We start from the raw sequence: 13347 nt of genomic DNA, 5'->3' as shown, positions 1-13347 counted from the left end.
GTGGTTTTTTTTGATCAAAAAACCAGCGTTTTTTGCGTGTTTACACTACATGTTGTGTTTGTGGATGGGTTTGAGCCGTTCTAGACACAACCAGGCCCGATCGAAACCGGGCCGTGGAAAATGTCAGTAATGATCAGCCGATGCGGGCTGAACGGGTGCGATCGTAGCCATCGGCGGCAACGGTTGCAGAGCCGGTGCGGCTGTAGCCGTCCTCTGCGACGGTAGCGGAGCCGGTGTGGTCGTAACCGTCTTCGGCGACGGCGGAGCCAGTGCGATCAAACCCGTCGGCGGCGAAGGTATTGGCGGCCAGTACGGACAGGGTCAAGGCCAGGATCAGTTTGGTTTTCATGGTGGTTGCTCCACATTCCTTTATCAAGTCGATCAGCCGTTGGAGCAGCCGTTGCCCATGACGCTGTAGCGCAGGATGTGGCGTTGGCCCTTGGAGTCGTCGTATTCCATCTTCGCCGGGACCACTTCGCAGACGTTCGGGATTTCGCTCATGGAGATGACTTTGGCGATGTCCAGGTGGGTGGAGTAGGTGTACTCCTCAATGGCCGGTTTTTGCTGTGCGACATCGGTCGGGACCTCGTCTGCCATCGCGGTGGCGCAAAGGCTGCCGAGGACCAGAACCCATAAAGCTTTCATCTAATTCACCTTTCTTGAGGTCGAGTGGGGTCACGCAACCTTTTTAGGGTTGCGTGTGGAGCTGATTTTGGAAGTTTGATTAACGGCCTTCGTGGGGGCTGTGTTGCGCTAATCGTGTTTGCCGGTTGGCGAGGTGGATTTTAGGAGGTGAGGGTGGGCGCAAAAAGCCGTGGTTTTGATAAACACTGTTGGTTGATCTGGTAATAATCGACTGGGAGTCGGTGGCTGTCTGGTGGATTGATATTGGTTGGGCAGGCGCCATCGCGAGCAAGCTCGCTCCCACAGGGGATTTGGTGGGATTGCACGTTAGTACCGACATTTTGTAGGGACTTGTTACTACCATCGTCGAATGGTTCTATAGGCCCGCCCCGGGCTACAACGGGATCATACAAAAACAACTATTCACCGAGGTAAGAAAGATGAGTGCGGCTTCTGTGTATCCCGTTCGTCCCGAGGTTGCGGCCAATACGCTGACTGACGAGGCGACCTACAAGGCCATGTACCAGCAGTCGGTGGTCAATCCGGACGGCTTCTGGCGCGAGCAGGCCAAGCGCCTCGATTGGATCAAGCCTTTCACCACGGTGAAGCAGACGTCCTTCGACGATCACCATGTCGATATCAAGTGGTTCGCCGATGGCACCTTGAACGTTTCCTACAACTGCCTCGACCGTCACCTGGCCGAGCGCGGCGATCAGATTGCGATTATCTGGGAGGGCGATGACCCTGCCGAGAGCCGCAACATCACCTATCGCGAGCTGCATGAAGAAGTCTGCAAGTTCGCCAACGCCTTGCGCGGCCAGGACGTGCACCGCGGCGACGTGGTGACCATCTACATGCCGATGATCCCTGAAGCCGTGGTCGCGATGCTGGCCTGTGCCCGGATCGGTGCGATTCACTCGGTGGTGTTTGGCGGTTTCTCGCCGGAAGCGCTGGCCGGCCGGATCATCGACTGCAAATCCAAAGTGGTGATCACCGCCGACGAAGGCGTTCGCGCCGGCAAGAAGATCCCGCTCAAGGCCAACGTCGATGACGCGCTGACCAACCCGGAAACCAGCAGCATCCAGAAAGTCATCGTGTGCAAGCGCACGGCTGGCAACATCAAGTGGAACCCGCACCGCGACATCTGGTACGAAGACCTGATGAAAGTGGCCGGCACCGTTTGCGCGCCGAAGGAAATGGGCGCCGAGGAAGCGCTGTTCATCCTCTACACCTCCGGTTCCACCGGCAAGCCCAAGGGCGTGCAGCACACCACGGCCGGCTACTTGCTGTACGCGGCGCTGACCCATGAGCGCGTGTTCGACTACAAGCCAGGCGAGGTGTACTGGTGCACCGCCGACGTGGGTTGGGTCACTGGCCACAGCTATATCGTCTACGGCCCGCTGGCCAATGGCGCGACCACGCTGCTGTTTGAAGGCGTACCGAACTATCCGGACATCACCCGGGTGGCCAAGGTCATCGACAAGCACAAGGTCAGCATCCTCTACACCGCGCCGACCGCCATCCGCGCAATGATGGCCTCGGGCACCGCCGCCGTCGAAGGTGCTGACGGCAGCAGCCTGCGCCTGTTGGGTTCGGTGGGCGAGCCGATCAACCCGGAAGCCTGGGACTGGTACTACAAGAACGTCGGCAAGGAACGTTGCCCGATCGTCGACACCTGGTGGCAAACTGAAACCGGTGGCGTGCTGATCAGCCCGCTGCCAGGCGCCACGGCGTTGAAGCCGGGTTCGGCCACGCGTCCGTTCTTCGGTGTGGTACCGGCGTTGGTGGACAACCTCGGCAACCTGATCGAAGGCGCCGCCGAAGGCAACCTGGTGATCCTCGATTCGTGGCCAGGCCAGGCGCGTACGCTGTTCGGCGACCATGACCGTTTTGTCGACACCTACTTCAAGACCTTCAGCGGCATGTACTTCACCGGCGACGGCGCGCGTCGCGACGAGGATGGCTACTACTGGATCACCGGGCGGGTGGATGACGTGCTCAACGTGTCCGGCCACCGCATGGGTACGGCCGAGATCGAGAGCGCCATGGTTGCCCACCCGAAAGTCGCCGAAGCGGCGGTGGTCGGTGTGCCGCACGACATCAAGGGGCAGGGCATCTATGTCTATGTCACCCTCAATGCCGGCGAAGAAACCAGCGAGGCCCTGCGCCTGGAACTGAAGAACTGGGTGCGCAAGGAAATCGGTCCGATTGCTTCGCCGGATGTGATCCAGTGGGCGCCGGGGCTGCCGAAAACCCGCTCCGGCAAGATCATGCGCCGCATCCTGCGCAAGATCGCCACGGCGGAGTACGACGGGTTGGGTGATATCTCCACCCTGGCCGACCCGAGCGTGGTGGCGCATCTGATCGAGACGCACAAGACCATGAACGTTGCCTGACGGTAGCCCGTAAAACCGAAAAGCCCCGCCCGGCAGTGCCGAGCGGGGTTTTTTTTGGATGTCGAGCGCGTAGCTCTGTGGCGAGGGAGCTTGCTCCCGCTGGGCTGTGCAGCAGCCCCAAAACCAAACACCGCGGTCATTCGGTCATACCGTATCGGCCGGCCTACGACTGCTGCGCAGCCGAGCGGGAGCAAGCTCCCTCGCCACAGGGTTTTGTGTGTGGCTGGCATGGTCCGCGAATAAATATCGAGCTTTGTCGTCAGACGCTTCTGAACGTTACCGGTGTTTCGAAATGTGTAACCAAAGGCGCCACAACGGGGCGATGTGAAACGCCAAGCCCCGTTACAGGGCGGTTCCACGCGTCTCCCCAAATAAGCCGACACGCTGTGCTTGCCGGATTAGAAGGGTTTGCGAATAATGGGCCCGCTATTTGCAGCATAGATCGGTTTCCCTTCTTTTGCTCTTGCATGAATTTGCGGGGCTGTCAATGTGCTCGAACAGCTTTCTCGGTGCTTCTGTAATTTGTTGTCGCATTGAAGAAATATCGGCTTCGGGCCTGTCGTTAGAATGCCGATCACTCGCTCGTCGTGGCTTGCGTTGAATAATCGTGAGCTTCCTAGGACGCAGCACCAAAGTTCGTTTCACCCATTCGCATATTGGGCTGTTGCTCACTCTGCCGTTTTTGCCCTTTACCGATGGAGTTCCAAGATGAAGAAACTTGTGCTGCTTGGCGCCCTGGCACTGTCCGTGCTGTCCCTGCCGACATTTGCTGATGAGAAGCCCCTGAAGATTGGTATCGAAGCGGCTTACCCTCCGTTCGCCTCGAAAGCCCCGGATGGCAGCATCGTCGGTTTCGACTACGACATCGGCAATGCACTGTGCGAAGAGATGAAGGTCAAGTGTGTGTGGGTCGAGCAAGAGTTCGACGGCCTGATCCCGGCACTGAAGGTGCGCAAGATCGACGCCATCCTGTCGTCCATGTCGATCACCGAAGATCGCAAGAAGTCGGTTGATTTCACCAACAAGTACTACAACACCCCGGCCCGTCTGGTGATGAAGGCCGGTACCCAGGTCAGCGAAAGCCTGGCCGAGCTCAAGGGCAAGAACATCGGCGTGCAGCGCGGTTCGATCCACGAGCGTTTCGCCCGTGAAGTGCTGGCCCCGCTGGGTGCCGAGATCAAGCCGTACGGTTCGCAGAACGAGATTTACCTGGACGTGGCCGCCGGCCGTCTCGACGGCACCGTGGCAGACGCTACCCTGTTGGATGACGGCTTCCTCAAGACCGATGCCGGCAAGGGCTTCGCATTTGTAGGTCCAGCCTTCACCGACGAGAAATACTTCGGCGACGGTATTGGTATTGCGGTTCGCAAGGGCGATGCCTTGAAAGACAAGATCAATGGCGCGATCACCGCCATCCGCGAGAACGGCAAGTACAAGCAAATCCAGGACAAATACTTCGCTTTCGACATCTACGGCAAGTAACGACGTCCCGCCACTCGTGCGAAATGGCGCAAGCAACAGGATCTCTGCGGTTTGCGCCATTTTTTCATCCCACTTTCGAGGACCTGAATCATGTTGAAAGGCTACGGGGCTGTCATCCTCGATGGCGCATGGTTGACGCTTGAGCTCGCCTTGTCGTCCATGGCCCTGGCCATCGTCCTGGGGTTGATCGGCGTTGCGTTGCGCCTCTCTCCGGTGCGCTGGTTGGCGTGGCTGGGCGACCTGTATGCCACGGTCATTCGCGGTATTCCCGACCTGGTGCTGATCCTGCTGATTTTCTATGGCGGCCAAGACCTGCTCAACCGCGTGGCGCCGATGCTCGGCTACGACGACTACATCGACCTGAACCCGCTGGCGGCCGGTATCGGCACCCTGGGCTTCATCTTCGGTGCCTACCTGTCGGAAACCTTTCGCGGTGCGTTCATGGCGATCCCCAAGGGTCAGGCTGAGGCGGGCATGGCGTACGGCATGAACGGCTTCCAGGTGTTTTTCCGGGTGCTGGTGCCGCAGATGATTCGCCTGGCGATCCCGGGCTTCACCAACAACTGGCTGGTGCTGACCAAGGCGACCGCGCTGATTTCGGTGGTGGGCCTGCAAGACATGATGTTCAAGGCCAAGCAGGCGGCGGATGCCACGCGCGAGCCTTTCACCTTCTTCCTCGCAGTGGCGGCGATGTACCTGGTGATCACCAGTGTCTCGTTGCTGGCGTTGCGTCACCTTGAGAAGCGCTACTCGGTAGGCGTAAGGGCGGCTGATCTATGATCTTCGACTACAACGTCATCTATGAAGCCTTGCCGCTGTATTTCAGCGGCTTGTTGACCACCCTGAAGTTGCTGGCCCTGTCGCTGTTCTTCGGCCTGCTGGCGGCGTTGCCCCTGGGGCTGATGCGCGTGTCCAAGCAGCCGATCGTCAACATGACGGCCTGGCTCTACACCTACGTGATCCGCGGCACACCGATGCTGGTGCAGCTGTTCCTGATCTATTACGGGTTGGCGCAGTTCGAAGCCGTACGCGAGAGCTTCCTCTGGCCGTGGTTGTCCAGCGCGACCTTCTGTGCGTGCCTGGCGTTCGCCATCAACACCAGCGCCTACACCGCCGAAATCATCGCTGGCAGCCTGCGGGCCACGCCCAACGGTGAGATCGAAGCGGCCAAGGCCATGGGCATGTCGCGCTACAAGCTGTATCGCCGGATCCTGTTGCCATCGGCCTTGCGTCGGGCGCTGCCGCAATACAGCAACGAAGTGATCATGATGCTGCAGACCACCAGCCTGGCCTCCATCGTCACCCTGATCGACATCACCGGTGCCGCGCGCACGGTGAACGCGCAGTACTACTTGCCGTTCGAGGCCTACATCACGGCCGGCGTTTTCTACCTGTGCCTGACCTTCATCCTGGTGCGCCTGTTCAAACTGGCCGAGCGCCGCTGGCTGGGTTACCTGGCCCCGCGCAAGCACTGATAACGCATCGATCCGATCGACTGCTCAACGACTGACGTTTTGTGAGAACCGACCGCATGTACAAGCTTGAAGTCCAAGACCTGCATAAACGCTATGGCAGTCACGAAGTGCTCAAGGGCGTGTCCCTGAAAGCCGCCGCTGGCGATGTGATCAGCATCATCGGCTCCAGTGGCTCCGGCAAGAGTACTTTCCTGCGTTGCATCAACCTGCTTGAGCAACCCCACGCTGGCAAGATCCTGCTCAACAACGAAGAGCTGAAACTGGTCGCCGGCAAGGACGGCGCCATGAAGGCCGCGGACCCCAAGCAACTGCAACGCATGCGTTCGCGGCTGTCGATGGTGTTCCAGCATTTCAACCTGTGGTCGCACATGACTGCGCTGGAAAACATCATGGAAGCGCCGGTGCATGTGCTGGGCGTGGCCAAGGCTGAAGCGCGGGAGAAGGCCGAGCACTACCTGAACAAGGTCGGCGTGGCTCATCGCAAGGACGCCTACCCGGGCCATATGTCCGGCGGCGAGCAGCAGCGTGTGGCGATTGCCCGTGCGCTGGCGATGGAGCCGGAGGTGATGCTGTTCGACGAGCCGACCTCGGCTCTGGACCCGGAGCTGGTAGGCGACGTGCTCAAGGTGATGCAGGCCCTGGCCCTGGAAGGCCGGACCATGGTGGTGGTGACCCACGAAATGGGCTTTGCCCGTGAAGTGTCGAACCAACTGGTGTTCCTGCACAAAGGCATCGTCGAAGAAAGCGGCAACCCGCGCGAAGTGCTGGTCAATCCGCAATCCGAGCGCTTGCAACAATTTCTTTCGGGCAGCCTCAAGTAATCGCTCCCGTTACGCATCTGATTTGGGGCATGCTGCGCACCGCGCGCCAGATGGTCTAATTTGGTTGCAGCCGCTTTTGGCTTTAACACTGTTTTCGCTTCGGATTGCCCGCCATGACTGCCCATCGAATAGGTTTCCTGATTTGGCCCAGCACTAAAGCCTTGACGCTGGCGCTGGCCGAGGAGGCCTTGCGTGTTGCTCAGCGGGTGCATCCGGATGTGGTCTACGAGCTGTCGTTCTTGCAGGCCGAACCACCGGCCGACGGCGCCTGGCAACTGCCGGGCGAGCCTTGGGCGGGCAAGCTCGAAGGCTTCCAGAAGCTGTTCTTGCTGGCCGATGAGCCACCGGCGGCGCTGGCCTCGCCCCTGAGCAGCGCCCTCAAGCAACTGGTGCGTGCCGGTTGTGTGATCGGCGGTTTGTCTGCCGGTGTCTATCCCCTGGCCCAACTGGGTTTGCTCGACGGTTACCGTGCCGCCGTGCATTGGCGCTGGCAGGACGATTTCTCCGAGCGCTTCCCCAAGGTCATCGCCACCAGCCATCTGTTTGACTGGGATCGCGATCGCCTGAGCGCTTGCGGCGGGATGTCGGTGCTTGACCTGTTGTTGGCGGTGCTGGCTCGCGATCACGGCGCGGAACTGGCCGGTGCGGTGTCGGAAGAGTTGGTGGTCGAGCGCATTCGCGAGGGCGGCGAGCGTCAGCGCATCCCGTTGCAGAACCGTCTCGGTTCCAGTCATCCGAAGCTCACCCAGGCGGTGCTGCTGATGGAAGCCAACATCGAAGAGCCGCTGACCACCGACGAGATCGCCCAGCATGTCTGCGTATCCCGTCGGCAACTGGAGCGGATCTTCAAGCAATACCTCAACCGCGTGCCTAGCCAGTATTACCTGGAGCTGCGCCTGAACAAGGCCCGGCAGATGCTGATGCAGACCAGCAAATCCATCATCCAGATCGGCTTGTCCTGCGGCTTCTCCTCAGGGCCACACTTCTCCAGCGCCTACCGCAACTTCTTCGGCGCCACACCGCGCGAAGACCGCAACCAGCGACGCAGCAGCAGCCCGTTCGAATTGTCCTCGGTGCCGTCCGAGCGCGGCTAAGTGGCAAAACGCGGATAGGCGGCCAATACATAAAATTGTGGGAGCGAGCTTGCTCGCGATGGCGAAGTGTCAGTCAATGCTGAAGGTGACTGATACTCCGCCATCGCGAGCAAGCTCGCTCCCACAGGTGTTTTGTGTCTGGCAGCGGAAATCTGGATGCAGGCACCTCAAATACACCGGCAACGTTTAAACTGCGCCTTTGCGACGCTATTTGTCGCATTGCCGTAAACCCGCGAAAAACGTGGGTTGGCGCTATAAGAAGTTGTCGCTTGGCGGCAAGGCCGGGCTGAAAACTGTCCTTACAATCCTTACCAAGCCCGCCAGTTCCAGGCGGGTGTTCCTCATCAGGAGACTCCGATGTCCGTTGAGCAAGCCGCGGTACAACGCGCCGATTTCGACCAGGTTATGGTTCCCAACTATGCACCTGCAGCCTTCATACCTGTGCGTGGCGCCGGTTCCCGCGTATGGGACCAATCCGGTCGTGAGTTGATCGACTTTGCTGGCGGTATCGCAGTCAACGTACTGGGCCATGCCCACCCGGCACTGGTCGGCGCTCTGACCGAACAGGCCAACAAGCTGTGGCACGTGTCCAACGTCTTCACCAACGAACCGGCCCTGCGCCTGGCCCATAAGCTGGTCAACGCGACTTTTGCCGAGCGCGCGTTCTTCTGCAACTCCGGCGCCGAAGCTAACGAGGCCGCCTTCAAGCTCGCCCGTCGCGTCGCGTTCGATCGTTTCGGCAGCGAAAAATACGAAATCATCGCCGCGCTCAATAGCTTCCACGGTCGCACCCTGTTCACCGTCAATGTTGGCGGGCAATCGAAGTACTCCGACGGCTTCGGACCTAAAATTACCGGCATCACCCACGTTCCTTACAACGACCTGGCCGCTTTGAAAGCCGCCATTTCGGACAAGACCTGCGCCGTGGTGCTGGAGCCGATCCAGGGCGAGGGCGGTGTGCTGCCGGCCGAGCAGGCTTACCTGCAAGGCGCCCGTGACCTGTGCAATGCCCACGACGCGCTGTTGGTGTTCGACGAAGTGCAGACCGGCATGGGCCGCAGCGGTCATCTGTTCGCCTACATGCACTACGGCGTGGTCCCGGACATCCTCACCAGCGCCAAGAGCCTGGGCGGTGGTTTCCCGATCGCGGCGATGCTCACCACCGAAGCGCTGGCCAAGCATCTGGTTGTCGGCACCCACGGCACCACCTACGGCGGCAACCCGCTGGCTTGCGCGGTGGGCGAAGCGGTGATCGATGTGGTCAATACCCCTGAAGTGCTCGCGGGTGTCAAAGCCAAGCATCACAAGTTCAAGGCTCGCCTGGAGCAGATCGGCGAGAAGTACGGCCTGTTCACTCAAGTGCGTGGCCTGGGCCTGCTGATCGGCTGCGTGTTGAACGACGCCTGGAAAGGCAAGGCCAAGGACATCTTCAACGCCGCCGAACAGGAAGGCCTGATGATCCTGCAAGCCGGCCCGGACGTGATTCGCTTTGCTCCGAGCCTGGTAGTGGAAGACGCCGACATCGACGAAGGCCTGGACCGCTTCGAGCGGGCCGCGGCGAAGTTGACCCAAGCCTAAGGCTGAGCCGGACCCCTTGTGGGAGCGAGCTTGCTCGCGATAGCGGTGCCTCAGTGAAATGAATGTTGGCTGACACTGCGCTATCGCGAGCAAGCTCGCTCCCACAGGAGTCTTGCAGCGGCTGAAACATCGAAGACCGCCGCAGATGCAACGCGGGCCAGGGTGTTCGTTTAGTTTTTTTCTGTGTATCGACCTGACGGTCGAGCCCTTTATTTCAAGTTAAGGAGTGACACCATGCTGGTGATGCGCCCCGCGCAAATGGCTGATCTGGGCGAGGTACAGCGTCTGGCTGCGGACAGTCCGATCGGTGTCACTTCCTTGCCGGATGACGTGGAACGCCTGAGCGACAAGATCGCCGCAAGCGAAGCCTCGTTCGCCGCCGAAGTCAGCTTCAACGGTGAAGAGAGTTATTTCTTCGTCCTTGAAGACACCACGACCGGCAAGCTGGTGGGCTGTTCGGCCATCGTTGCTTCGGCCGGTTATTCCGAACCGTTCTACAGCTTTCGTAACGAGACTTTCGTTCACGCCTCCCGTGAACTGAAGATCCACAACAAGATCCACGTGCTCTCCCAGTGCCACGACCTGACGGGCAACAGCCTGCTGACCAGTTTCTACGTGGTGCCGGAACTGGTGGGCTCGCCGTGGTCGGAACTCAATTCCCGCGGACGCCTGCTGTTCGTCGCCAGCCATCCGGAGCGGTTCGCCGATTCGGTGGTGACCGAGATCGTCGGCTACAGCGATGAGAATGGCGACTCGCCGTTCTGGGACGCCATCGGTCGCAACTTCTTCGACCTCAACTACGCCGCCGCCGAGCGCTTGTGCGGGCTGAAAAGCCGTACCTTTCTCGCCGAGCTGATGCCCCATTACCCGATCTACGTGCCGCTGTTGCCGGACGCCGCCCAGGAAGCCATGGGCCAGGTCCATCCGCGGGCGCAGATCACCTTCGACATCCTGATGCGCGAGGGTTTCGAGACCGATCACTACATCGACATCTTCGACGGTGGCCCGACCCTGCATGCCCGTGTCTCGGGCATCCGCTCGATTGCCCAGAGCCGCGTGGTGCCGGTCAAGATCGGCGAACCGGTCAAGGGTGCCGGCCGCCAGTACCTGGTGGCCAATGCCCAATTGCAGGATTACCGCGCCGTGCTGCTCGAACTCGACTACGCGCCGGGCAAGCCTGTGACGCTGGACATGGAAGCGGCCGAAGCCTTGGGCGTTGGCGAGGGTGCCAGCGTGCGCCTGGTAGCGGTTTAACGCTTTACAGCTGAGTTTCGCGGGTGGCGTGAGCGACCCGTTTGAGGAGATAGCATGATCGTTCGTCCCGTACGCAGCAGCGATTTACCCGCTCTGATCGCCCTGGCCCGCAGCACCGGCACCGGCCTGACCACCTTGCCGGCCAACGAAGAACGCCTGGCCCATCGGGTCGGCTGGGCCGAGAAGACCTTTCGCGGCGAAGCCGGGCGTGGTGACGCGGACTACCTGTTCGTGCTCGAAGACGACGACGGTCGCGTGGTGGGCATTTCCGCCATCGCCGGTGCCGTGGGGCTGCGTGAGCCCTGGTACAACTTCCGGGTCGGCCTGACGGTCAGCGCTTCCCAGGAACTGAACATCTATCGGGAAATCCCGACCCTGTTCCTGGCCAACGACCTGACCGGCAATTCCGAGCTGTGCTCGCTGTTCCTGCATGCCGATTTCCGCAGTGGCCTCAATGGCCGCATGCTGGCCAAGGCGCGGCTGTTGTTCATTGCCGAATTCCCACAGTTGTTCGGCAACAAGATCATCGCCGAGATGCGCGGCATGTCCGACGACAACGGGCGTTCACCGTTCTGGGAAAGCCTGGGCCGGCACTTCTTCAAAATGGAATTCAGCCAGGCCGATTACCTCACCGGGGTGGGCAACAAGGCGTTCATCGCCGAACTGATGCCCAAGTTCCCGCTGTATACCTGTTTCTTGTCCGAAGACGCCCGGGCCGTGATCGGCCAGGTTCATCCGGATACCGAACCGGCCTTGTCGATGCTCAAGAGCGAAGGTTTCAGCTACCAGGGTTACGTCGACATCTTCGACGCCGGCCCGGCGGTGGAATGCGAAACCGGCAAGATCCGCGCGATTCGCGACAGTCAGGCGCTGGTCCTGGCCATCGGTACGCCGGGCGACGATGCCACGCCGTTCCTCATCCATAACCGCAAGCGCGAAGACTGCCGCATCACCGCTGCGCCGGCGCGCTTTGCCGCCGGCACACTGGTGGTCGATCCACTGACCGCCAAGCGTCTTCAACTCAACGCTGGCGATCAGGTGCGTGCCGTCGCGTTGTCTGCTGCCCGGGAGTCGAAATAATGAACTCGCTGTACATCGCAGGAAGCTGGCTGGAAGGCCAGGGCGACCTCTTTGAATCCTTGAATCCGGTGACCCAACAGGTGGTGTGGTCGGGTAACGGCGCCACCGCCGCGCAAGTGGAATCGGCGGTGCAGGCCGCGCGCCAGGCGTTCCCGGACTGGGCTCGGCGCTCGCTGGATGAACGCATCCAGGTGCTGGAAGCCTTTGCCGTCGCCCTGAAAAACCACGCGGACGAACTGGCCCATTGCATCGGTGAAGAAACCGGCAAGCCGTTGTGGGAAGCGGCGACCGAAGTGACCAGCATGGTCAACAAAGTCGCCATTTCGGTGCAGAGCTACCGCGAGCGGACCGGCGAGAAGAGCGGCCCCCTGGGCGACGCCACCGCTGTGCTGCGCCACAAGCCCCACGGTGTGGTGGCGGTGTTCGGCCCCTACAACTTCCCCGGCCATTTGCCCAACGGCCACATCGTGCCGGCACTGCTGGCCGGCAACAGCGTGTTGTTCAAGCCGAGCGAGCTGACGCCGAAAGTCGCCGAGCTGACGGTCAAGTGCTGGGTCGAGGCCGGTCTGCCGGCGGGCGTACTGAACCTGCTGCAAGGCGCGCGGGAAACCGGCATCGCCCTGGCGGCGAACCCAGGCATCGACGGGCTGTTTTTCACCGGCTCCAGTCGCACCGGCAATCTGTTGCACCAACAATTTTCCGGGCGCCCGGACAAGATCCTCGCGCTGGAAATGGGCGGTAACAACCCGCTGGTGGTGGATGAGGTGGCGGACGTCGATGCGGCGGTCTACACCATTATTCAGTCCGCATTCATTTCTGCCGGGCAGCGCTGCACCTGTGCGCGCCGCCTGCTGGTGCCGGAAGGCGCCTGGGGCGATGCCTTGCTGGCGCGCCTGGTGGCGGTCAGCTCGACCCTTGAAGTCGGTGCCTTCGACCAGCAACCGGCGCCGTTCATGGGCTCGGTGATTTCCCTGGCCGCGGCGAAGGCGCTGATGGATGCGCAAAACCATTTGCTGGGCAAAGGCGCCGTGCCGCTGTTGAGCATGACCCAACCGCAGGCCCAGGCCGCGTTGCTGACGCCGGGTATCCTGGACGTGACGGCGGTGGCCGAGCGGCCTGATGAAGAGTTGTTCGGGCCGTTGCTGCAAGTGATCCGCTACAAGGATTTCGCAGCCGCAATCACCGAGGCCAACAATACGCAATATGGCCTGGCCGCCGGGTTGCTGTCCGATTCCCAGGCGCGTTACCAGCAGTTCTGGCTGCAAAGCCGCGCCGGTATCGTCAACTGGAACAAACAGCTGACCGGCGCCGCCAGCAGCGCGCCGTTCGGCGGTGTCGGCGCCTCGGGCAACCATCGCGCCAGTGCTTATTACGCGGCCGATTATTGCGCGTATCCAGTGGCTTCCCTGGAGACACCAAGCCTTGTGATGCCGGCTGCCCTGACCCCCGGCGTGCGCATGTCTTGAGACCGCCATCGCGGGCAAGCCTTGCTCCCACTGGTTTTGTATCTGGCCTGTGGGAGCAAGGCTTGCCCGCGATAGCC

12 protein-coding genes are annotated in these 13347 nt (G+C 61.0%); 10 read left to right on the top strand and 2 right to left on the bottom strand.

The features are described 5' to 3' along the window. Positions 1–133: 133 nt before the first annotated feature. Positions 134–349 (bottom strand): hypothetical protein, encoded by a 216-nt coding sequence (locus LQ215_RS04615; RefSeq protein ID WP_230147566.1) that lies wholly within the window; start codon positions 347–349, stop codon positions 134–136. 32 nt (positions 350–381) lie between these two features. Next, positions 382–645, bottom strand: coding sequence for a DUF2790 domain-containing protein (locus tag LQ215_RS04610; RefSeq protein ID WP_024617097.1), 264 nt, complete (start codon positions 643–645; stop codon positions 382–384). 419 nt (positions 646–1064) lie between these two features. Between LQ215_RS04610 and acs the strand changes: the two genes are divergently transcribed. From acs to astD, 10 genes are all read left to right on the top strand, one after another. Then, a complete protein-coding gene (gene acs / locus LQ215_RS04605; RefSeq protein WP_230147565.1) occupies positions 1065–3020 on the top strand; it encodes an acetate--CoA ligase in 1956 nt (651 codons plus the stop codon). A 708-nt stretch (positions 3021–3728) separates the two neighbouring features. Beyond that, positions 3729–4502 carry an ABC transporter substrate-binding protein gene (locus LQ215_RS04600; protein ID WP_230147564.1) on the top strand — a complete coding sequence of 258 codons (774 nt, stop codon included), beginning with the start codon at positions 3729–3731 and terminating at the stop codon, positions 4500–4502. 90 nt (positions 4503–4592) lie between these two features. Continuing rightward, positions 4593–5282: an ABC transporter permease gene (locus LQ215_RS04595; protein ID WP_003204800.1), complete on the top strand. Its 690-nt coding sequence runs from the start codon at positions 4593–4595 to the stop codon at positions 5280–5282. Continuing rightward, positions 5279–5977 carry an ABC transporter permease gene (locus tag LQ215_RS04590; protein ID WP_186635882.1) on the top strand — a complete coding sequence of 233 codons (699 nt, stop codon included), beginning with the start codon at positions 5279–5281 and terminating at the stop codon, positions 5975–5977. Before LQ215_RS04595 ends, LQ215_RS04590 begins: the two co-directional genes overlap by 4 nt. A 56-nt stretch (positions 5978–6033) precedes the next feature. Continuing rightward, entirely contained in the window at positions 6034–6798 is a 765-nt protein-coding gene (locus LQ215_RS04585; protein WP_053124413.1) for an ABC transporter ATP-binding protein, read from the top strand. Positions 6799–6911: 113 nt separating this feature from the next. Further along, entirely contained in the window at positions 6912–7892 is a 981-nt protein-coding gene (argR, locus tag LQ215_RS04580) for a transcriptional regulator ArgR (RefSeq protein ID WP_003204794.1), read from the top strand. Between the two features lie 357 nt (positions 7893–8249). After that, entirely contained in the window at positions 8250–9470 is a 1221-nt protein-coding gene (locus LQ215_RS04575) for an aspartate aminotransferase family protein (protein ID WP_230147563.1), read from the top strand. A 234-nt stretch (positions 9471–9704) separates the two neighbouring features. Continuing rightward, the gene (gene aruF / locus LQ215_RS04570; protein WP_092145236.1) at positions 9705–10724 is read left to right on the top strand and encodes an arginine/ornithine succinyltransferase subunit alpha; all 1020 of its coding nucleotides are present in this window, start codon (positions 9705–9707) and stop codon (positions 10722–10724) included. Positions 10725–10778: 54 nt separating this feature from the next. After that, a complete protein-coding gene (gene astA, locus LQ215_RS04565; RefSeq protein WP_018612658.1) occupies positions 10779–11804 on the top strand; it encodes an arginine N-succinyltransferase in 1026 nt (341 codons plus the stop codon). Beyond that, positions 11801–13270 (top strand): succinylglutamate-semialdehyde dehydrogenase, encoded by a 1470-nt coding sequence (gene astD, locus LQ215_RS04560; RefSeq protein ID WP_230147634.1) that lies wholly within the window; start codon positions 11801–11803, stop codon positions 13268–13270. The genes astA and astD overlap by 4 nt, the downstream gene beginning before the upstream one ends. The last annotated feature ends 77 nt before the right edge of the window (positions 13271–13347 follow it).

The organism is Pseudomonas brassicacearum, assembly GCF_918698105.1.
In the GTDB taxonomy this organism is placed as follows: domain Bacteria; phylum Pseudomonadota; class Gammaproteobacteria; order Pseudomonadales; family Pseudomonadaceae; genus Aquipseudomonas; species Aquipseudomonas brassicacearum_F.
Note: the sequence above shows the minus strand (reverse complement) of the source record. Positions and strands in the feature narration are given on the sequence as shown.